The sequence below is a fragment of the Micromonospora sp. WMMD736 genome, from assembly GCF_049179015.1.
In the GTDB taxonomy this organism is placed as follows: domain Bacteria; phylum Actinomycetota; class Actinomycetes; order Mycobacteriales; family Micromonosporaceae; genus Micromonospora.
The window spans coordinates 641,390-662,398 of sequence record NZ_JBMHMI010000001.1 but is presented as its reverse complement, the minus strand read 5'-3'; the positions used below and the strand labels follow the sequence as shown (position 1 = coordinate 662,398).

Annotated in this window: 20 protein-coding genes; 12 read left to right on the top strand and 8 right to left on the bottom strand. The window is 71.3% G+C overall.

The genetic code is table 11. The features are described from left to right. Positions 1 to 185 precede the first annotated feature (185 nt). The 3 genes from ACN269_RS02815 to ACN269_RS02805 all read left to right on the top strand — a co-directional run bounded on the left by ACN269_RS02815 (position 186) and on the right by ACN269_RS02805 (position 2,415). Complete coding sequence (locus tag ACN269_RS02815) at positions 186 to 551, top strand: hypothetical protein (protein ID WP_421470860.1); 366 nt, start codon at positions 186 to 188, stop codon at positions 549 to 551. 216 nt (positions 552 to 767) lie between these two features. Beyond that, positions 768 to 1,160 carry a YciI family protein gene (locus tag ACN269_RS02810; protein ID WP_421470859.1) on the top strand — a complete coding sequence of 131 codons (393 nt, stop codon included), beginning with the start codon at positions 768 to 770 and terminating at the stop codon, positions 1,158 to 1,160. A gap of 4 nt (positions 1,161 to 1,164) precedes the next feature. Then, a complete protein-coding gene (locus ACN269_RS02805) occupies positions 1,165 to 2,415 on the top strand; it encodes an RNA polymerase sigma factor (RefSeq protein WP_421470858.1) in 1,251 nt (416 codons plus the stop codon). Between the two features lie 37 nt (positions 2,416 to 2,452). Here ACN269_RS02805 and ACN269_RS02800 read toward each other — a convergent pair whose 3' ends face one another. Then, a complete protein-coding gene (locus ACN269_RS02800) occupies positions 2,453 to 3,553 on the bottom strand; it encodes a calcium:proton antiporter (RefSeq protein WP_421470857.1) in 1,101 nt (366 codons plus the stop codon). A gap of 89 nt (positions 3,554 to 3,642) precedes the next feature. Between ACN269_RS02800 and ACN269_RS02795 the strand changes: the two genes are divergently transcribed. Together ACN269_RS02795 and ACN269_RS02790 are read left to right on the top strand one after the other, a co-directional pair. Further along, entirely contained in the window at positions 3,643 to 4,005 is a 363-nt protein-coding gene (locus ACN269_RS02795) for a metalloregulator ArsR/SmtB family transcription factor (protein ID WP_421470856.1), read from the top strand. After that, positions 4,002 to 4,502: an SRPBCC family protein gene (locus ACN269_RS02790; protein ID WP_421470855.1), complete on the top strand. Its 501-nt coding sequence runs from the start codon at positions 4,002 to 4,004 to the stop codon at positions 4,500 to 4,502. Before ACN269_RS02795 ends, ACN269_RS02790 begins: the two co-directional genes overlap by 4 nt. Here the strand turns inward: ACN269_RS02790 and mug are convergent. Next, positions 4,475 to 5,068, bottom strand: a complete 594-nt coding sequence (gene mug / locus ACN269_RS02785) for a G/U mismatch-specific DNA glycosylase (RefSeq protein WP_421470854.1) — start codon at positions 5,066 to 5,068, stop codon at positions 4,475 to 4,477. The genes ACN269_RS02790 and mug overlap by 28 nt on opposite strands. Positions 5,069 to 5,422: 354 nt before the next feature. Between mug and ACN269_RS02780 the strand changes: the two genes are divergently transcribed. Together ACN269_RS02780 and ACN269_RS02775 are read left to right on the top strand one after the other, a co-directional pair. Continuing rightward, on the top strand, positions 5,423 to 6,691 hold the full coding sequence (locus tag ACN269_RS02780; protein ID WP_421470853.1) for a ThuA domain-containing protein: 1,269 nt from the start codon (positions 5,423 to 5,425) through the stop codon (positions 6,689 to 6,691). 87 nt (positions 6,692 to 6,778) lie between these two features. Continuing rightward, positions 6,779 to 9,610 (top strand): PQQ-dependent sugar dehydrogenase, encoded by a 2,832-nt coding sequence (locus ACN269_RS02775; protein ID WP_421470852.1) that lies wholly within the window; start codon positions 6,779 to 6,781, stop codon positions 9,608 to 9,610. A gap of 90 nt (positions 9,611 to 9,700) precedes the next feature. Here ACN269_RS02775 and ACN269_RS02770 read toward each other — a convergent pair whose 3' ends face one another. Together ACN269_RS02770 and ACN269_RS02765 are read right to left on the bottom strand one after the other, a co-directional pair. Next, on the bottom strand, positions 9,701 to 10,285 hold the full coding sequence (locus tag ACN269_RS02770) for a hypothetical protein (RefSeq protein WP_421470851.1): 585 nt from the start codon (positions 10,283 to 10,285) through the stop codon (positions 9,701 to 9,703). 69 nt (positions 10,286 to 10,354) lie between these two features. After that, entirely contained in the window at positions 10,355 to 10,783 is a 429-nt protein-coding gene (locus ACN269_RS02765) for a VOC family protein (protein ID WP_421470850.1), read from the bottom strand. 103 nt (positions 10,784 to 10,886) lie between these two features. Between ACN269_RS02765 and ACN269_RS02760 the strand changes: the two genes are divergently transcribed. Together ACN269_RS02760 and ACN269_RS02755 are read left to right on the top strand one after the other, a co-directional pair. Then, on the top strand, positions 10,887 to 11,795 hold the full coding sequence (locus ACN269_RS02760; protein ID WP_421470849.1) for an NAD-dependent epimerase/dehydratase family protein: 909 nt from the start codon (positions 10,887 to 10,889) through the stop codon (positions 11,793 to 11,795). A 225-nt stretch (positions 11,796 to 12,020) separates the two neighbouring features. Beyond that, the gene (locus ACN269_RS02755) at positions 12,021 to 15,368 is read left to right on the top strand and encodes a GH92 family glycosyl hydrolase (protein ID WP_421470848.1); all 3,348 of its coding nucleotides are present in this window, start codon (positions 12,021 to 12,023) and stop codon (positions 15,366 to 15,368) included. 225 nt (positions 15,369 to 15,593) lie between these two features. On the opposite strand, the gene ACN269_RS02750 is transcribed toward ACN269_RS02755, so the two are convergent. The 3 genes from ACN269_RS02750 to ACN269_RS02740 all read right to left on the bottom strand — a co-directional run bounded on the left by ACN269_RS02750 (position 15,594) and on the right by ACN269_RS02740 (position 17,824). Continuing rightward, positions 15,594 to 16,034 (bottom strand): VOC family protein, encoded by a 441-nt coding sequence (locus ACN269_RS02750; protein ID WP_421470847.1) that lies wholly within the window; start codon positions 16,032 to 16,034, stop codon positions 15,594 to 15,596. An 88-nt stretch (positions 16,035 to 16,122) separates the two neighbouring features. Then, complete coding sequence (locus ACN269_RS02745; protein WP_421470846.1) at positions 16,123 to 16,770, bottom strand: hypothetical protein; 648 nt, start codon at positions 16,768 to 16,770, stop codon at positions 16,123 to 16,125. Between the two features lie 166 nt (positions 16,771 to 16,936). Beyond that, entirely contained in the window at positions 16,937 to 17,824 is an 888-nt protein-coding gene (locus ACN269_RS02740; RefSeq protein ID WP_421470845.1) for a LysR family transcriptional regulator, read from the bottom strand. A 144-nt stretch (positions 17,825 to 17,968) separates the two neighbouring features. Between ACN269_RS02740 and ACN269_RS02735 the strand changes: the two genes are divergently transcribed. Next, on the top strand, positions 17,969 to 18,688 hold the full coding sequence (locus ACN269_RS02735; RefSeq protein WP_421470844.1) for an SDR family oxidoreductase: 720 nt from the start codon (positions 17,969 to 17,971) through the stop codon (positions 18,686 to 18,688). A 34-nt stretch (positions 18,689 to 18,722) separates the two neighbouring features. Here the strand turns inward: ACN269_RS02735 and ACN269_RS02730 are convergent, their stop codons facing one another. Further along, positions 18,723 to 19,637: a zinc-binding dehydrogenase gene (locus tag ACN269_RS02730; RefSeq protein WP_421470843.1), complete on the bottom strand. Its 915-nt coding sequence runs from the start codon at positions 19,635 to 19,637 to the stop codon at positions 18,723 to 18,725. 132 nt (positions 19,638 to 19,769) lie between these two features. Between ACN269_RS02730 and ACN269_RS02725 the strand changes: the two genes are divergently transcribed. Beyond that, complete coding sequence (locus ACN269_RS02725; RefSeq protein WP_421470842.1) at positions 19,770 to 20,339, top strand: TetR/AcrR family transcriptional regulator; 570 nt, start codon at positions 19,770 to 19,772, stop codon at positions 20,337 to 20,339. A gap of 38 nt (positions 20,340 to 20,377) precedes the next feature. Further along, positions 20,378 to 20,914 (top strand): GNAT family N-acetyltransferase, encoded by a 537-nt coding sequence (locus ACN269_RS02720; RefSeq protein WP_421470841.1) that lies wholly within the window; start codon positions 20,378 to 20,380, stop codon positions 20,912 to 20,914. The last annotated feature ends 95 nt before the right edge of the window (positions 20,915 to 21,009 follow it).

Below are 21,009 nucleotides of genomic sequence, written 5' to 3'. Positions count from 1 at the left end.
GGACGGTTCACGCCCGCCCCCGTCTCCCGGCCCGGTGATCGAGAGGTTGGCGTCAGCCCGTCCGGCGTGTCGTGACGCGAACCTCTTGATCGACGGGTGCGGGCGGGAGGGGTGCCGGTTCCGTGGTGGGGGGTGGGTCGCCAGAATGGGGTTGGGCGGAGGTGGCCGTCCGGTCGGGAGGGCGCGTGCACGTGTTGGGCAGCCGTCGACGGAGCCAGCCGGCCCCGGCGCATGTCGTGTGGCGCTCGCTCCGTGACCCGTACGAGGCCGGGAGCCGTGCCTGGCTCGAGTTGCGCGACGACGAGGTGCCGCCACGGGTGGTGGCGGGCTACGCCCCGGTGCTGCTGGTGTGGTCGTCGCTGTGGCCGCACCGGCCCCGGGACGAGATCCGTTTCGACATCTCGGGAGGACTGCCCGGCGGCGACTGTGCGCTGCGCTGGACCCTGTCCACCCCTCACGCCGACCTGCCCAGCGAGAGCACCCTCGGCTACCTCCGCCACCGCCTCAACTACCTGATCAACAACCGCCTCCGCCTCTCCTACGGCCAGTAACCCCCACCCCCACCCCCACCCCCACCCGTCCGTCCACCCGGCGCGTTGATCATGAAGTTATTGTGCCGACACGCCGACATCGATGGCGATAACTTCATGATCACCGGGGGCGGAGGAGGGCCGGGTGCGGGTGTCCGGTGCGGGCGGGTGGGTTCGACGTTTCTGGTGAGGGGCACCGAGGGCGGCGCCCGAAACAGGAGGGTCACCGTGAAATACATGATCATGCTTTACGGGTCGCAGCAGGACTACGACGCCCTGTCGGGGCGACCCTCCGACCGACCGGCCATGTCGGCCGAGCAGGTGGCGGCCATGCACCAGCACATGGAGACGTTCCACCAGGCGCTCGCCGAGTCCGGGGAACTCGTCGACGCGCGGGGCCTCAGCGAGCCGGTGCACGCGCGGCGCGTACAGGTGCGTGATCGGGCGCCCGTGGTCACCGACGGCCCGTACGCGGAGACGCAGGAGGTCCTGGCGGGGTACACGATCGTGGAGTGCGCCAGCTTCGACCGGGCCACCGAGATCGCCGCGGGCCTGGTCGACCCGGACACCCCCGGGGCGTACGTGGACGTGCGGCCGGTGCTGGACGGCGTCGAGGACCTGGCCGGCTGAGCACGTGTCCGAGGCACCGACCGAGGACCTGCTGCGCGAGTTGGCGCCGCAGGTCCTCGGCGCGCTCGTCCGCCGTTTCGGGCACTTCGACACGGCCGAGGACGCGGTGCAGGAAGCGCTGATCGCGGCGGCGGACACCTGGCCGCGCGACGGCGTACCGGACAGTCCCCGGGCGTGGTTGATCACCGTGGCATCCCGGCGGCTCACCGACCTGCTGCGACGCGACCAGGCGCGGGCGCGGCGGGAGGTGACGGCGGCGCGGTGGATGCTCCCGGAGCAGTGGCTCGTGCCGGCCGCCGACCGGCCGGCGGACGCGGACGACACGCTGATCCTGCTGTTCCTGTGCTGCCATCCGGCACTCACCCCGGCGTCGCAGATCGCGCTGACGCTGCGCGCGGTCGGTGGGCTGAGCACGGCCGAGGTGGCCCGCGCGTTCCTGGTGCCGGAGGCGACCATGACGCGGCGGATCAGCCGGGGAAAGCAGCGGATCCGCGACAGTGGTCTCCGGTTCGCCCCACCGACGGCGGCGGAGCGCGCCGATCGGGTCGCCGCGGTACTGCACGTGCTCTACCTGGTGTTCACCGAGGGGTACGCGCGCACCACCGGGCCGGGACTGCTGCGCGCCGACCTGACCGCAGAGGCGATCCGGCTGACGCGGCTGGTGCGCCGGCTGCTACCCGACGACCCCGAGGTCACGGGACTGCTCGCGTTGATGCTGCTCACCGACGCCCGCGCGCCCGCGCGGATCGGCGCACACGGCGAGCTGGTGCCAATGGCCGAGCAGGACCGGAGCCGGTGGCGGGCCGACCAGATCGTCGAGGGCGTCGCGCTGGTCAGCGCGGCGCTGCCGCGCGGGCCCGTCGGGCCGTACCAGCTCCAGGCGGCCATCGCGGCCGTGCACGACGAGGCGCCGAGCGCGGCGGTGACCGACTGGGCGCAGATCACCGCCCTGTACGAGGTCCTGCTCGGCCTCGCCGACAACCCGGTAGTGGCGCTCAACCACGCCGTGGCGGTGGCGATGACCCGGGGCGCGTCGGCCGGCCTGGCGCTGCTGGCCGACCTGGACGGCGACGCCCGGTTGGCCGACGATCCGCGGCTGCCGGCCGCCCGCGCCCACCTGTGGGAGCTGACCGGTGAGCGGGCCGCGGCGCGCGAGGCGTACCGGATGGCGGCCGCACGCTCGACGAACCTGGCGCAGCAGCGCTACCTCAACGCCCGCGCGGAGGCCCTGTCGGACGACGTGACCGGCGGATGACCGGGCGACGCGACCGCCGACCGGGCTGAGCGGCCGGTCAGGGGCTGGCGGCCAGGAAGACGAACGCGGCCAGCAGCACGAGGTGGACGCCGCCCTGCAACACGTTGGCCCGCCCGGGTACGACGGTCAGCACCGCTGTCACCGCGGTGAGGGCCAGCAGCGCGAGCTGGGTGCCGCCGAGACCGAGCAGCAGTGGGCCCTCCAGCCAGATCGAGGCGATGGCGATGACCGGAATGGTCAGACCGATGCTGGCCATCGCGGAGCCGAGGGCGAGATTGAGGCTGATCTGTACACGGTCGCGGCGGGCGGCGCGCGCGGCGGCGAGGGTCTCCGGGAGCAGCACCAGCAGCGCGATGATCACGCCGACGAACGCGTGCGGCAGGTTCGCCGCCGCCACCCCGGCCTCGATGGTCGGCGAGACGGTCTTGGCGTCGCCGACCACCGCGACCAGCGCCACCAGCAGCAGGACGAGGCTGACCAGGGCGGCGCGGGTGGTGGGCGGCTTGGCGTGCTCCTCGGCGTCTATGACCTGCCCTTTGCTGTCGACGGGCAGGAAGTAGTCGCGGTGTCGGCCGGTCTGCACGAGCACGAACAGCCCGTACAGCGCGAGCGAGGCGACGGCGGCGAAGGTGAGCTGGGCCGGGCTGAACTCCGGGCCGGGACGGGCCGTGGTGAAGGTCGGAATGACCAGACTCAGCGTGGCCAGGGTGACCACGGTCGCCAGGGCACCCCCGGTGCCCTCCGGGTTGAACACGGCGACCCGCCTGCGCAGCGCCCCGAGCAGCAGGGACAGGCCCAGTATGCCGTTACACGTGATCATGACGGCGGCGAAGACGGTGTCGCGGGCGAGCGACTGGGTCTTCTCCGGGCCGCTGATCATCAGGGTGACGATGAGGGCCACCTCGATGACGGTGACCGCGACGGCGAGCACCAGCGAGCCGTACGGCTCCCCCACGCGGTGCGCCACCACCTCGGCGTGGTGTACGGCCGCGAGCACCGCGCCGCCCAGCAGCGCGGCGACCACCACGACGACCGGGCCGGGGAGATCTCGCCCCCACGTCACGAGCAACACCAGCACCGCGAGCACGGGTACGGCGACGGTCCAATCGAGCAGGCGGGATCGAAGCTGGGCTGGCATGCGTCAAGAGTGCCAGGTCACGTGATCATGTGCCCACCATCGACGCACCGCGTCGGATAACCCGTAACCTGTGGGTTACGCTTTTTGGCGTGGACGAGGTGGCTGTGGCGATCGCGGACCCGGTACGCCGGCGGATCCTGAGCATGCTGCGCGACGCGCCGCTGGCCGCGGGTGAGATCGCCAACCGGTTCGCCATCAGCCGCCCGGCGATCAGCCGCCACCTGCGGGTGCTGCGCGCGAGCGGGCTGGTCCGCGACGAGCTGGTCGGCCGCACGCGGATCTACCGCCTCGACCCCGGCCCGCTCGCCCCCCTCGTCGACTGGCTCGGCGGGCTCGTCGTGCCCGCCGGGTGGGAGCAGCGCCTGGACGCCCTGGAGACCGAGGTCTATCGCACCCGCCGGGAACGCCGCGCTCGCGGCCCGGCCGCCCACCGAACGGAGCACACCGCATGACCCGTACCCCCGCTGGCCGCCTGTTCCGCACCGCCACCGGCCACGACCTCGTCCTCACCCGCACCTTCCGCGCCCCGGCGACCGACGTGTGGGCGAGCCTGACCGAGTCGGAGCGCACGGCCCGCTGGTTCGGCCCGTGGCAGGGCGACGCCCGGCCCGGCAACACCATCCGGGTCCAGATGGCGTACGAGGAGCAGCAGCCCTGGTGCGACGTCCGCGTCGAGGAGTGCGAAGCGCCTCGTCGCCTGGTCGTGTCGATGGTCGACGACCACGGCGACTGGCTGCTGGGGTTCGCGCTGACCGAGACCGACGGCGTGACCGAGCTGCGCTTCACCCAGCACCTCAGCAGCCTCGACGGCGTCGCCGAGGTGGGCGCCGGCTGGGAGTACTACCTCGACATGCTGGTCGCCTCCCGGGACGGCACGCCCCGACCGGAGTTCGACGAGTACCACCCGGCCATGCGGCCCTACTACGAGGCGCTGGCCGAGGGGGTCTGAGGGCCGACCTGCCGGCGCAGGCGGGCGAACTCGGCGGTCAACGCCGGCAGCGGGAAGTGGGCGTTCAGGCCGCTGGGGTTGGGCAGCACCCAGACCCGGGCCGGGCCCAACCCCTCCGGCTGCGGTCCCAGCGTGGCCGTGGGCCGGACGAACGCGATCCGGTACGCGGTCACCCCGAGCACCGCCACCCACCGCGGCCGGTGCCGCTCGACCTTGACCGCCAGCCCGGTCACCCCGGCCACCAGTTCGTCGGCCGTCAGCTCGTCCGCGCGGGCCGTGGCCCGGTTGCTGAGGCTGGTGATCCCCAACCCCTGCCGCAGCAGCTCGGCGCGCTCCCACGGGCGCAGTTCCCGGTCGGTGAAGCCCGCGCCGTGCAGCGCCGGCCAGAAGCGGCTGCCCCGCCGGGCGAAGTGCTCCCCCACCGCCGCCGAATAGAGCCCGGGGTTGAAGCCACAGAACAGCACCCGCAGGCCGGGGCCGATCACATCCACCAGGCCGCGACCGGCCGCCGCCGCGACCTCCTGGCGGGTCGGCGGCCGCCACGGCGGTGACACGTCCGCGTCCACCAGACCAATCCTGCCGTACGCCCCGACGCCGAACCGGCGTTCGCATCGAGTTCCACCCCCGAGCGGTGGTCGACCGCCCACGGGTGGGGGCGGGACCGCGGGAGCGGGTGGGGTTGACGGGCGCAGACATCGGAGGTTTACTGCCTCAACGACACCAGTCGATACCATCCGTCCGTCCACACTGGTCGGTCGGAGTCGTCGGCTGGCTCGTGTACCGCAGCACGGCACCACCATCACCGCTCCACATCACCTCAGCCGAGCATCGGCGGCCCGGCTTCCGCACCACCGCCACCATGGCCCCGGGCGTGCTCTCGCGCACTCTCCGGGGTCGACGCTCAGCTAAGGAGCATCACCATGCGTTCCCGTCCCCGCCTGTTGGCACTCGTCACCGGGGTGGCCGTGTTGATGGCCGGCCTGGTCGCACTGCCGACCACCGCCTCTGCCGCGCCACTGACCAAGGTCCTGGTGTTCAGCAAGACCGCCGGCTTCCGGCACTCGTCCATCCCCAACGGCATCGCGGCCATCCAGCAGCTCGGCGCTGCCAACGGCTTCAGCGTGACCTCCACCGAGGACGCGAACCAGTTCACCACCTCCAACCTGGCCCAGTACCAGGCGGTGGTCTTCATGTCGACGACCGGCGACGTCCTCAACTCCAGCCAGCAGACGGCCTTCGAGCAGTACATCGCCGCCGGCGGCGGGTACGTCGGCGTGCACGCCGCCGCGGACACCGAGTACAGCTGGCCGTTCTACGGGCAGTTGGTCGGCGCGTGGTTCGACTCGCACCCGGCGATCCAGACCGCGACCGTGAAGATCGAGGACCGGAGCAACCCGTCGACGGCGCACCTCGGCGCCACCTGGGTCCGCTCCGACGAGTGGTACAACTACCGCACCAACCCCCGGTCCAGCGCGCGGGTCCTGGCCAGCCTCGACGAGTCGTCCTACAGCGGCGGCAACATGAACGGCGACCACCCGATCACCTGGTGCAAGGCGTACGGCGGCGGACGTGCCTGGTACACGGGTCTCGGGCACACCGAGGCGTCGTACACCGACCCGAACTTCACCCGGATGCTGCTCGGTGGCCTGCAGGTCGCCGCGGGTTCGGTGAGCGCCAACTGCTCGCCGGGGACCAACCCGACCACCCCGCCGCCCACCACGGCCCCGCCGACCACTCCTCCGCCGACGACCGCGCCGCCGACCACGGCCCCGCCGACCACCCCGCCGCCGGCCGTCGCCGGTTCCACCCTGCGGGCCCGCGCCAACAACCAGTACGTCAGCGCGCCCAACGCCAGCACCCCGCTGATCGCCAACAAGACCTCCGTCGGCACCAGCGAGCGGTTCGAGGTGGTCAACCTCGCCAACGGCAACGTCGCGCTGAAGGCCAAGAGCAACGGGCAGTTCGTCGCGGCGGAGAACGCCGGGGCCTCCGCGCTGATCGCCAACCGGGCCACCGCCGGCTCGTGGGAGACGTTCCAGCTGATCCGCAACTCCGACGGCACGGTGAGCCTGCGGGCCACGGTGAACAGCCGGTACGTGGCCGCCGACAACGGAGGCTCCTCCCCGCTGATCGCCAACCGGACCTCCATCGGTCAGTGGGAGAAGTTCGACCTCGTCACCACCAACTGACCGCACCACGACCCACACCCCGCCACCCACACCTGGTCGTGGTGCGCCCCAGCACGCCCCGGCCCTGGTCGTCGAGGAAGGACGATCATGCTTTCGAAATCCCGGCGCTGGTCCCGGGCACTCGTCGCGGCGGTAACCACCGTCGCGAGTGTGACCCTGGCCGTGGCCGCCAACTCCCCCGCCGCGCAGGCGGTGGTGATTCCGGCAAGTGACTATCAGCAGATCAAACTCGCCACCGGCTCCGCCGAGCTGGGCGAGGCCATGTCGCTGGCCGTCCTGCCCAACCGTTCGGTGCTGCACACCGCCCGCAACGGCGTCCTGCGGGTCACCGACGTGGCCGGCAACACCAAGGTCTCCGGCACCCTCTCGGTCTACACGCACGACGAGGAGGGGTTGCAGGGCGTCGCCGTCGACCCCAACTTCGCCAGCAACCGGTGGATCTACCTGTACTACTCGCCGACGCTGAGCACCCCGTCCGGGGACGCGCCCACCACCGGCTCGCAGTCCGACTGGGACCGGTGGAAGGGGCACCTGCGGCTGTCCCGGTTCACCCTCAACAGCGACGACACGCTCAACATGAGCAGCGAGAAGATCGTGCTCCAGGTGGCCAACGACCGTGGGCAGTGCTGCCACGTCGGTGGTGACCTGGACTTCGACGCCGCCGGCAACCTGTACCTGACCACCGGCGACGACACGAACCCGTTCGAGTCCTCGGGCTACGCGCCGCTGGACGAGCGGACCAACCGCAACCCGCAGTTCGACGCCCAGCGCTCCGCTGGCAACACGAACGACCTGCGGGGCAAGGTGCTGCGGATCACGCCGCAGGCGGACGGGACGTACACCATCCCGTCGGGCAACCTGTTCGCGCCCGGCACGGCCAACACCCGTCCCGAGATCTACGCGATGGGTATGCGCAACCCGTTCCGGATGAGCGTGGACAAGGCGACCGGCGTCGTCTACGTCGGCGACTACGGCCCGGACGCGGGAAGCACCAACTCCAGCCGGGGCCCGCAGGGTCAGGTCGAGTTCAACCGGATCACGGCGCCGGGCAACTACGGCTGGCCGTACTGCACCGGCAGCAACACCAGCAACGAAACATACAACGAATACACCTTCCCGTCCGGGCCGTCGCAGTCGAAGTACAACTGCACCGGTGGGCCGACGAACAACTCGTTCCGCAACACCGGGCTGCAGACCCTGCCTGCGGCGAAGCCGGCCTGGATCAAGTACGCCGGCGACTCCGGCTCACCGTCGGAGTTCGGCAGCGGCTCCGAGTCGCCGATGGCCGGACCGGTGTACCGGTACGACGCCTCGCTCAACTCCAGCGTCAAGTTCCCGCAGTCGCTGAACGGCCTGTTCTTCGCCGGTGAGTACGGCCGCCGCTGGATCAAGCCCATCGCCATCAACGCCGACGGCTCCCGTGGCGAGATCTCCAGCTTCCCGTGGTCCGGCACCCAGGTGATGGACATGGCCTTCGGCCCGGACGGCGCGCTGTACGTGCTGGACTACGGCACGGGCTCGAACAACCAGGCGCTGTTCCGGATCGAGTACATCGGCGGCGGCAACCGCAACCCCATCGCGGTCGCCTCGGCCAACCCCACGTCCGGGGCGAACCCGTTGACGGTGAACTTCTCCTCGGCGGGCAGCTCCGACCCCGAGGGCGGGGCGCTGAGCTACCTGTGGACGTTCGGTGACGGCACCACGTCGACGGCGGCGAACCCCACCAAGACGTACACCACCAACGGCACGTACTCCCCGACGTTGAAGGTCACCGACCCGACTGGGCTGACCGGTACGGCGAGCCTGGTCATCACCGTGGGGAACACGGCACCGACGGTGACGCTGACCACGCCCGCCGACGGCCAGCTGTTCAGCTTCGGTGACACCGTGTCCTACCAGATCAGTGTGAGCGACCCGCAGGACGGCACCATCGACTGCACCAAGGTGAGCCTGACGTACGCGCTGGGCCACGACAGTCACGCCCACCAGATCACCTCGAAGAACGGGTGCAGCGGCTCGATCACCCTGCCGACCGACGGTGAGCACGACTCCGCGGCGAACATCTACGGGGTCTTCGACGCCGCCTACACCGACAACGGCGGGCTGACCACGCACAGCATCAAAACCCTGCAACCGAAGCACCGCCAGGGTGAGCACTTCGGCGCCCAGTCGGGCGTGCAGGCCACCGACCACACCAGCGCCGAGGGTGGCCGCACCGCCGGGTTCATCGAGAACAACGACTGGATCTCGTACCAGCCGTACAACCTGACCGGTGCGAACCGCATCACCGTGCGGGCGTCGTCGGCCGGGGCCGGCGGCACCATCGAGGTGCGGGCCGGCTCGGCCACCGGCACCCTGCTGGGCACCGTCACGGTGCCGGTGACCGGTAACTGGGAGACCTTCACCGAGGTGTCCGGCACGATCAGCAACCCGCCCAGCGCGTCGACCACGCTGTACCTGGTGTTCAAGGGCGGGTCGGGCTACCTGTTCGACGTGGACGCGTTCACCTTCACCACCGGCACCGGTGGCACCACTCCGGTGACCACGCTGCGGGCGCAGATCAACAACCAGTACGTGTCGGCGGTCGGCACCACCGCGCTGATCGCCAACAAGGCCAGCGTCGGCAGCACCGAACAGTTCGACCGGGTGGACGCCGGCAACGGCAACATCGCGCTGAAGTCGCGCTCCAACGGGCTGTACGTCACGGCCGCGAGCAATACCGCACCGTTGGTCGCCACCGGGTCGTCGATCGGGGCGGCGCAGACCTTCCAGGTCGTCAACAACTCGGACGGGACGGTCAGTCTGCGTGCCACGATCAACAACCAGTTCGTGTGCGCGGAGAATTCCGGGGCCGGTTCGCTGATCGCCAACCGCACGTCCGCCGGGGCGTGGGAGAAGTTCTACCTGACCACCGGCTGACACGTGGTGGGCCCGGCCCGTTCGGTGACCGGGCCGGGCCCACCGCACCATCGACTACCGACGCGCCGCGTCGACAAGGGGTCCCCGCCGTCAGGAGTCGGCGGGGACCCCGCTGTCGAGTTGCCCGATCACCGGCGCCAACAGGTCGTTGAGTTCCCGGGCCAGCACCACGACCGCCCGCCGCGCCGCGGTGGGGACGTCGTCGTCCGGACCGTCGGGTGTCGGCGGCAGGCCGTCGAGCGGCAGCGGGGCCTGGACCTGGAGCAGCGCCCGCAGATACGGGCGGCGCGTCTGGTCCTGCTCGGTGGGGGTGGTGAACTGGCCGAACAGCTGCGGCCAGTCATGCCACCCACGGTCGCGCTGCCACTGCTTGCTCCAGGTCAGCTCGGCGGGCCAGCGGGAGGCCACGGTGACCGCGCAGACCATGCTGCCGTCCCACGGGCTGCGTTCGCAGGTCGCCGAGATGATCCGCCGGTGCCACCGGACGAAGCCGGGCGACAGTTCGCTGGCCACCCGCCACGCCGTCGCGGCGAACGCGACCGGCGCGAAGTCCCCCCAGGTCTCGGCGAAGTCAGCGATCCGGCGAAGCACCTCGGCCTCGTACCGGCCGCGGCCGTCGACGCCGTGCTCACGGTCGAACTGCTCGTCCAGCCAGAAGGCGCGCGGTTCCGGCATCCTCGACCCCGTTCTCGACGATCGCGCCCGCCACGGTCACGCGTCGGTCACGCACGGATACGGACGCCACTATCCCACCATGATGCAGAACGGGTGGCCGGCCGGGTCGGCGTACACGCGCAGCGGCTCGTCCGGGTCCTCGATCCGGTCGTAGCGCAGCCGGCCGCCGAGGCGCAGCACCCGCTCGTGCTGGACCAGCAGCTCGTCGACCGAGTCCACGGTCAGGTCCAGGTGGAGCTGTTGTGGCACGTCGTTCGTCGGCCACGTCGTCTCGGGCAGGCTGTCGACCTGCTGGAACGCGATCTGCACGCCACCGGAGGGGGACCTGAGCACCAACCAGTCACGACCGCGCTCGTCGGGCCGGCCGTCCGCCGGTGGCTCGTCGCCGGGCCGGTACACGAAGCCCATGAGCTGCCGGTAGAACTCCGCCAACGTCCGCGCGTCGGTGCCGTCGAGCACCACCGACGTCAGCCGGGGAACACTCTCCTGGTCGACCATCCTCGATCACCTCCGGACGCCATTCTGGCCGTACCGGACCGCCGTCGCATCCGCAGCGGCACCGCACTTGACACGCACCCCGCTGGACAGTGGACGATTCAGCGTGCGGATTCTCGTGGTGGGTGGCAGTGGCCTGATCGGCGCGCACGTCGTGGAGGTGCTGCGCGAGCGTGGTCACGCCACGACCTCGGTGGCGCGTTCCACCCAGCCGGGGGTCGAGCACCTGCTCGATGTGGGGTCCGCCTCGGTCGACGAGCTGCGGTCGGTGCTGGCCGGGCACGACGGCGTCGTGTACGCCACCCGGACCGACGAGCAGCGCCCGTTGCCGAAACCGATCTATCCGCAGTTCCGGCGCGAGAACGTCGACCCGGTGGTACGCCTGTTCACCGCCGCCCGCGACGAGGGGCTCACCCGTGGGGTGGTCATGGGCTCGTACTACACGTACTTCGACCGGCTGCGTCCGCAGTGGCGGCTCGGGGAGCGGCACACGTACATCCGGTGCCGGCTGGAGCAGGCCCGCGAGGGACGCGTCGCCGCCGGTCCGGGCCTGCCGGTCGCCGTACTCGAGCTGCCCTTCGTCTTCGGGCGCGTCGGCGACCGACTGCCGAACTGGGCCGGTCCGCTGGACCGGTGGGCGCGCTCTCGTACCCCTCTGGTTGCCCCCACCGGCGGGAGCGCCGCGGCCTCGGCGCGCAGCGTGGCCGAGGTCGCGGCCGACGCCCTTGCGGCGGCCAGCGGCGCGGACATCCCGGTCGCCGACGAGAACCTCACCTGGCACGACATGCTCGCGCGCATTGCCGAGGCGGTCGGCCGACGCCGCCGGGTCGGCCGGCTGCCGGCCGGGGCGGCGCGGACGGCGCTGCGACTGGGCGGTGCGGCGCAGGCGCTCGGTCGCAAGGAGTCCGGGATCAACCCGAGCTTCCTGGCCGACCTCCTGCTCGCCGAGTTGTTCATCGAGCCGACGACGGGCCGTGCGCTGGAACCGTCCCTGCGCGAGACCTTCCCTGCCTAGCCGGGCGCCGGGCCCGCTGCGCCGGTACGGCTGACCGCGCGCCGCGCCCCCGCTCCACACCGGACCCGGCTCCGGATCTTGACAGTCCTGCGACGGAGGGGAAGCATCCCTCGTGGATTAGACAACGTTGTCAGTACCGCGTGCGACTCCGGCACAGACGGAGGAAGCGTGACGGGTCGCCCCGCCGAGCTTCGTGCAGACGGTGCCAACCGAAGGGCTAACACTGTGTCAGACACAACGGCGAGCCTGGCGTACACCGCCACACGCCGAACCCTCGCCGCCGCCACCGCCGTGGCCGTGGCGGCGCTGGCGGCGGTCTCCGCGGGCACACCCGCCGCGGCCGCCGCGCCTGTCCGCCTGGTCACCAACCCCGCCGGGTACGTCAACCCGCTGATCGGTTCCACGAACCTCGGCAACACCTACCCCGGAGCGGTCCGCCCCTTCGGCATGCTGGCCTGGAGCCCGCAGACCAGTACCGGCCGGCAGACATCGACCCCGGCACCCGGTGGCTACGAGTACGGCGCGACCCGGATCCGCGGCTTCAGCCTCACCCACCTCAACGGGGTCGGCTGCAACGGCGGCGCGGGCGACATCCCGATCATGCCGTTCGTGGGTGACGTCCACTCCTCGCCGTCCGCCGACACCTCCGACGCGACGTACGCGAGCAGCTTCTCCCACCAGAACGAGACCGCGCGGGCCGGTTACTACCGGGTGGGCCTCGACAGTGGCGCGTCGGCGGAACTGACCACCACCCCCCGCACCGGCTCGGGCCGGTTCGGCTTCCCGGCCGACCAGCCCGCCAGCATGCTGTTCCGCACCGCCAACTCGGAGACCGGCAGCACCGACGCCGCCGTCCGGGTGGACGCCGCGGCCCGCACCGTCACCGGCTCGGTCACCGCGGGCAACTTCTGCGGCCCGCACAGCGACAACAACCGCAAGTCCCTGTACACGCTGCACTTCACCGCCCACTTCGACCAGCCGTTCGCCAAGGTCGGCGCGTGGCAGGACGCCACCGTGACGCCGGACGCCACGACGGCGTCCGGTGGCACCGGCCTCGACGCGGGCAACCCCGTGCCGGGCAAGGGCTCCGGCGCGTACGTCACCTTCGCCCAGGGCACCACGACCGTCGGTGTGAAGGTCGCCATCTCCTACGTCAGCCTGGACAACGCCGAGGCCAACCTGCGGGCGGAGAACCCGCGGCAGAGGAGCTTCGACGCCGTCCGGTCGGAGGCCACGGCGGCCTGGCAGCGCGAGCTGGGCAAGATCAAGGTCGGTGGCGGCACCGACGACCAGCTCAGCGCCTTCTACACGGCGCTGTACCACTCGATGCTCGAACCCACCCTCACCAGCGACGTGGACGGCCGCTACCTCGGCGCCGACGGTAGACCGCACCGGCTCACCAAGGGCCAGGACGCGCAGTACGGCACCTTCTCCGGCTGGGACCAGTACCGCGCCCAGGTGCAGCTGATGACGCTCGTCAACCCGAAGGCGGGCAGCGACTATGCGCAGTCGTTGTTCAACTACGCCACCCAGCGCGGCGGCGAGTGGGACCGCTGGCTGCTCCAGCACGGCAAGACCAGCGTCATGTCCGGCGACCCGTCGGCCCCGGCGGTCGCCGGCATCCACGCCTTCGGTGGGCGGGACTTCGACGTCAAGGGCGCACTCCGGTCGCTGATCACCGCCGCGACGGTGCCGAACGCCAACGACTCCGACAGCGCCGGCTGCAACGTGGCGTGCGTCGGCCAGCGTCCCGCCCTCGACAAGTACCTGGAGCTGGGTTACGTCCCCGCCGACGGCTGCTCCTGCTGGGGCGGCGCGGCCGAGACGATGGAGGACGCGGTCGCCGACGCAGCGCTCGCCGAGCTCGCCGGGCAGGTCGGCGACCGTGCGAACCAGCGGGCCTTCGCCAAGCGGTCGGGCGCCTGGAGCAACGTCTTCGACCTGACCGCCACCGCGCAGGGCGGTTACCCGCGCTCCCGCAAGGCCGACGGCACCTGGGCCGAGCGCGCCTTCCACCCGGCGACCGAGAACGGGTTCGTCGAGGGCAGCAGTGCCCGCTACACGTGGATGGTCTACTCCGACGTCGCCGGCCTGGCCCGCGCCATGGGCGGCAACAAGGTCGCCGAGCAGCGCCTCGACGCCTTCTTCCGGACCCCGGCCGGCAACTTCGACTTCTCCGCCCGTGACCTCACCCGGTACGACCCCACCAACGAGCCGGACATGAACGCGCCGTACCTCTACAACTACTTCGGTGCGCCGTACAAGACCCAGGAGACGGTCCGCGCGGTGCTGGACCAGCTGTGGGGCAACACCCCCGGCGGCATCCCGGGCAACGACGACGCCGGCACCATGTCGTCGTGGTACGTCTTCTCCGCGCTGGGCATGTACCCGCAGAACCCGAGCCGGGCCGACCTGGTGCTCTCCGCACCGTTGTTCACCCGCGCCGTGATCGACGCCGGCCCCGGCCGCACGATCACCGTCAACGCCCCGGACGCCTCGGCAAAGAACAAGTACATCCAGTCGGTCAAGGTCAACGGCAAGAAGTCGAACCGGAGCTGGATCTCCGACACCCTGGTCAACAAGGGTGGCACCGTCGACTTCGCACTCGGCGCCAAGCCGAACACGACGTGGGGCAGCGCTCCCGCCGACGCCCCGCCCTCGTACGGCGACGGCCGGCAGCCGTACCTGACGGGCGCGAGCCCGCAGACGCTGAAGGTCGAGCCGGGCAGCACCGCGGTGACGACGTACAAGATCCAGGCACTGACCGAGGCGACCACCACCGCGCGTTGGACGGTCAGCACGCCCGCCGGCCTGACCGTCACCCCCGCGCAGGGTGAGTTCCGGCTGGCCGGCGACGGATCGGGCAGCAAGGACCTCACCGTCTCGGCGCCAGCCGACGTCAAGCCCGGCGCCTACGCCGTGACGGTGACCGCCACCACCACCTCCGGTACGGCACTGCCCACCGTGACGATCCCCGTGACGGTGGCCGTGCGGGACAGCGTGCTGTGGAACCTCAACAACAACGGCATCTCGGCCGACGACACCGACCCGCAAGCCAACTTCGACACCGGCGGCTGGAGCTACTCCGCCACGGCGCTCGCGGCCACCGGCGTGCGGCCGGGATCCACCGTGTCAGCCAACGGGTTCGACTTCACCTGGCCGAACGTGGCCCCGGGCGACCCGGACAACATCCTGGTCGGCGGCGGCGGTCAGGTGCTCAGCGTGCCGGCGGCCGAGGGCGACACGAAGCTGAGCCTGCTGGGCAGCGCCGCGTTCGGTGCGACCAGCGGCACGGTGACGCTGACGTACACCGACGGCACGACGCAGCAGGCGACGATCGGCTTCAGCGACTGGACGCTGGGCGGCGGGTCCGATCAGCCGTCGTTCGGCAACGTGACGGCGGTGCACACCGCGTACCGCGACAAGATGGGGTCGGGCATCGACCCGGTGGCGACGTACGTCTTCGCGACCGCCCCGATCGACCTACAGCCGGGCAAGCGGCTCGCGAGCCTGACGCTGCCCACCACCGCCGAGGGCGGCGTCATCCACCTGTTCGGGGTGGCGACGGCCTGACGCACGATGTGCGGGCCTGCTCCGCCACACAGCGGAGCAGGCCCGCGCGGGCCGCGCAGGCGCGGGCCGCACGGCCGCGGGCGGCACGGGCGCGGGCGGCGGCGGCACGGGCGCGGGCCGCAAGATCCGCACAGCTTCAGGGATGTTGTGGTCTCCGTGGGGCCGCGAGGCCACAACATCCCTGATGTTGCAACGCCCGACCGACAGCGGCGGCCATGCCGACACTCAGCGCAGCTCCTCGGCCAGCCCGACGACGATGCCCTCCGGGCCGCGGACGTAGCAGAGCAGAAAGACGTCCTCGTACCGCTGCACCTGCCCGACCAGCTCCGCCCCGTGGCCGCGCAGCCGGGCGACGGTGTCCTCGACGTCGTCGACCGCGAACATGATCCGGCGGATGCCGAGGGTGTTCGCCGGGGTGTCCGTCGGCTCGTGGCGAGTCGCCTTCGGCGCGTGGAACATCGCCAGCTCGACCTTGCCGTGACCGTCCGGGGTCCGCAGCATCGCGACCTCCTGCCGCACGTCGTCGATGCCGATGACACGCTCCACCCACCGGCCCTCGACCGGTCCCCGGCCCTCCAGCTCCATCCCGAGTTCGACGAAGAACGCGATGACCGCGTCGAGGTCGTCAACCACGATGAGGACGTTGTCCATCCGCTGGATCGCCATGCTGGTTCCCCCTGCTCTGGTGCGGTCCCGGTCGCCGCATTCTCCCCTGGGACGGAGCTGCCCGGCCGTTCTCGACACCCGGCACCCCTCAGCCGCCCGGTCCCTCGAGCGGGATGGTCTCCTCGTCCGCGCTGCGGCGCTGCCGGGCCAGGTACGCGGCCAGCTGGGGATCGACCTCGATCGCCTCGCCCCGCAGGTAACGAGCGACGGTCCGCCGGGCGGCCTGGTGTTGGAGATACTCCAGGGCGTCGAGCCGGCCACCGGCATACCGGGACAGGACCGTGATCACCTCATCGGCGTCGACAGTGAAGTCGTCGACGGCCAACAGCGAGTACCGCCGCCGTCCGTCCTGCTCAGGGGCCGAGCGTCCGGGGAGCCGCACGCCGGGAGCCAGGCGAATCTCCAGGAGCCCGCTCTCCCCGGTCTTCACCACCGCGAGCGACTCCACAGCTTCCCACGCCAGACATGTCGTACGCCCGCGCAGGCGAAGCGTCAGCCCGTTCGCGTCCACCTCGATCTGGAAGGACCACAGCAGAGCAAGCAGACCCACGAGGGAAAGGACGACGATGACCACACCCACGACCCCGTACAGCGGGGCCATGTTGTGGAAGCGGTGGCCGGGGTTGGCTGCTGCCGCACTTGCGGCCCACACGACAAACGCGCCAAACACACCGTAGGTGATCCTTCTGCGCCGCACCTTGGCGGTGTTCCGGAACAGCCGCTCGCGTCGCGTCACCTGCCCATGATGGAACCCGCCGGCAAACCCAGCCGCTGACCCGTCCCACCGTCGCCGGTTGCCACAGCGTCATCTTCTGCCGGTTGCGGAACACGAAGCGGTGGACGTACGCGCGGCACCCATAGACGCTAGGGCACCGCAAGCCCCGCAGGGGCGGTGGCCGTCTCTAGGTGCGGTCGCCGGGAGCGACGTCGCCGGCCTGCCGCGCGGCGATGTCGACGAACTCCCGCACCAGCGGTGACCGGTTGTCCTCGGCCCAGGCCAGGCACACCTGGTTGTCGACGAGGTCGCCGACGGGCACGTGGACGACGTCCGGCCTGGTGTAGAACCTCGCGATCGACAGCGGCAGGATCACCACCCCGGCCTCTGCGGCGACGTGCTCCAGCTTCTCCTCGACGGAGGTCAGCACCGGCCGGGGGCGGGGCTCCGGGTCGGTCGGTCGATTCGGCAGGTCCCGCCACTCCGGCACCGCCTCCGGGTCCTGGAGCAGCCGCTCCTCGGCCAGCTCGGCGAGGTCGACCGACTCCTTGCCCGCCAGACGGTGTTCGACGGGCAGGACCACGACACAGGGCTCGGTGAACAGCGGACGGAGGCGCAGGCCCCGCTGATCGACCGGAAGCCGTACGTAGCCGACGTCGGCGCGCCCCTCGCGTAGCACCTCGGCCTGGTCGTCCCGGGAGGTACGGAGGACGCCGACCGCCAGTTCGGGGTGCAGCTGAGCGATGGCACGGGCCTCGGCCGTGACGATGATGCCCGGCATGAACGCGATGGTGAACGTCTGACGGCCGTGCGCCGCCCGCTGCACCCGCCGACGCAGGGCCTCGGCCGAGGCCAGCAGCGGACCGGCGTCAGCCAACAGTTGACGACCAGCCTCGGTCAGCACGGTGGAGCGGCGATCCCGAACGAAGAGTTCGGCGCGGAGCTCGCGCTCGAATGCCCGGATCTGCCGCGACAGGACCGGCTGGGCGATGTGCAGCCGCGCGGCGGCCCGGCCGAAGTGCAGCTCCTCGGCAACGGCCACGAAGTAGCGGAGCTTACGCAGATCGATGTCCATCCGACCCTCCCGTCCGACTCGCACGCACCCGGGCACCCAAAATACCCGCCGGGTATCACAGCAGCTCGAAGAGGTCTTGGACGAGGGCAGCAGCGCTGACGCACCGTGGTGTGCGTCAGCCGAACACGATCCGGAAGGACCATCATGACCCTCACCGACCAGCGCGTCGTCGTCCTCGGCGGCACCTCGGGTATCGGGCTCGCGACCGCCGCCCGGGCCGCCCAGGAGGGCGCCCAGGTCGTGGTCGCCTCCCGCAATCGGCGCAGCGTGGACCGCGCCCTCGCCGCCCTGCCGGCCGGCACCCAGGGGTACGTCGCCGACCTCGCCGACCCGGACGACGTGACCCGCCTGTTCCAGGGGCTCGGCCCGTTCGACCACCTCGTCTACACCGCCGGCGAACCGCTCGCGCTGATGTCCGTCGACGCCCTCGACCTCGCCGCCGCCCGTACCGCCTTCAACCTGCGCTACTTCGGTTCGCTGGCGGCGGTCCACGCGGCGCTCCCGCACCTGCGGCCCGGCGGGTCGATCACCCTCACCACCGGCACCGCCGGTCACCGGCCGCAGGCGGGCTGGTCGGTGGTCGCCGGCATCACCGGAGCCATCGACGCGCTGGTCCGCTCGCTCGCCGTCGAACTGGCACCGATCCGGGTCAACGCCGTCTCCGCCGGCGTCATCCGCTCGCCGCTGTGGGACACACTGCCCGACGACACCCGAGAGCAGATGTACGCCCATCTCAGCGCGTCACTGCCGCTCGGCCGCGTGGGCGAGCCCGAGGAGGCCGCCGAGGCGTTCGTCTACCTCCTGCGGTCGACGTACGCCACCGGCACGCTGGTCACCGTGGACGGCGGCACCCTGCTCGCCTGAGACCCGTACGCTGCGGCCCCGCGCCGCCCGTGCCCTAGGGGATGAGGACGATCCGCCCGAAGACCTGGCCGGCGTCCATCTCCTGGTGGGCGACCACCGCCTGCTCCAGCGGCAGCACCTCGTGCACCACGGAGACCAGCTCGCCACGGGCCGCCGCGGCGAGCTGGTCTCGCCGCACGGCCTGGCGAGCTGGTTCCGGCACCGTCGCGGCGCTGAACGTGGCGAAGGACAGGGACTTCTGAAAGGCGGCCATCACCGTCGCGCCGAAGTCTGCCGGCGGCTGACCCCCGACCGCGCCGACCAGCACGAGGCGGCCATTGGGATTGAGCCGGTCGAAGAACGAGGGCATGCGGTCGCCTGCGACAACGTCGATGATCACATCGTAGCCGCGAGGAGCGTCCGATCCTCCTGCTCCGGAGCGGTCAAGCACGTGGGTTGCGCCAAGGCCATGCAGCCGACGACCGCGCTCGGGTGACGAGGTGGTGACCGCGACGGCGCTGGCGCCACGGCGCGTCGCCAGTTGGACCGTCATGATCCCGATGCTGCCGGCGGCACCGCGCACCAGGACGGTCTCCCCTTCGGCGAGGTGCGCGTGGGCGAGACCGAAGTGGGCCACGACCCCGGAGCTGCCGAGCGTCACGGCATCGACGACGGAGAGGCCAGCGGGGATGGGCAGCACCTCCGAGATCGAGGCGACAGCACGCTCGGCGTACCCGCCGCCGGTGCCGGTGAACGCCCACACGCGCTGCCCGATCCACGCAGGGTCGACACCCTCGCCGACGCCGGCCACCGTCCCCGCCACTTCGCCGCCGAGGATGTGGCCCTTTCGGAAGCCGTAGGCGGCGAGGGCACCGCTTCGGATCATGACGTCGGCGCCCGAAACACCGACCGCCTCGATGGTGATCGTCAGCTGCCCCGGAGCCGGAACCGGGTCAGGGATGTCGGTCACCGCCAAGCCCCGAGGATCGCCGAATTCCCTGATCATGACTGCTTTCACATGTGCCTCTTCTCAAGCCGGGACCGCCCTGTGATCAGCGCGAACGGTAGTGGACGACGGCGTCCGTTTAGCTAAAGTGAGAGGGTGACCGAGCAGTTGACTCGAAACCTGCGGTCGGACGCACGGGACAACCGCCAGCGGATCCTCGAAGCCGCCCGGACGATGTTCGCCACCGCCGGTATGGACGTGCCGATGCGCGAGATCGCCCGCAGGGCCGGGGTGGGCCCCGCCACCCTGTACCGGCGCTTCCCCACCAAGGAGGCACTGGCCACCGAGGCATTCGCCGAGCAGATGGACGCCTGCCAGGACATCGTCGACGAAGGGCTCGCCAACCCCGACCCGTGGCATGGCCTGTGCCTGGTGATCGAGAAGCTCTGTGAGCTACACGCCCGCGACCGGGGTTACACCACGGCGTTCATCACCGCCTTCCCGCGTGCCGTGGATCTCGCCGCGAAACGCGAAGTGGCCCTGGCCTCACTCGCCGACCTCACGCTCCGGGCTAAGAACAGCGGCTATCTGCGAGCGGACTTCGTCCTGGACGACCTCATCCTCATCCTGACGGCCAACGGCGGCCTGCACGCGACCTCGACGGACGCTCGGGTCGCCGCGTCCCGACGATTCGCCGCGCTCGCGATCAGAGCGTTCCGCGCCTGAGGCGAGTCGTTCGCCGCGCCGCGTGGGAGGCTGCGGCGGTGACGACGTTCAGCATTCGTACCGCCACCGCCACCGACGAGGGCTTCCTGGTCGACATGCTCGTGCAGGCCGTCAACTGGCTGCCCGAGCGCAACTGGTCACGCGAGGAGATCCTGACGAAGCCCGAGCTGGCCCACTACGTCGCCGGGTGGATGCGACCGGGAGACTTCGGGCTCGTCGCCGTGGACCCGGCTGACCGGCCGATCGGCGCGGCCTGGTGCCGACATCTGACGGCCGCCGACCCGGGCTACGGGTACGTGAGCGACGACGTGCCGGAGCTGACCCTCGGCGTGGTGGACTCGTGGCGCCATCGCGGCGTGGGCCGGGCGCTCCTGCGCGCGGTTCTGCACGCGGCGCGGGAGCGTGGCCTACCGGCGGTGTCGTTGAGCGTGGAGCGGGCCAACTTCGCCGCGAAGCTCTACGCCAGCGAGGGCTTCCACACGGTCGAGTCGTTCGACGACGCCGACACGATGGTTGCCCCGCTCGCCGACCGCTCCTCGGCCGACGCCGACCCGTCGGTCAGCGCGAACCCCTGACCGTCGACGCTGGTCACTGCTCGCGAAGTAGACAGCGAAGGCGGTGTCGCCCTCGTAGATGTTGGCCCAGGTCCGGTCCGCCTGCGTGGCACAGC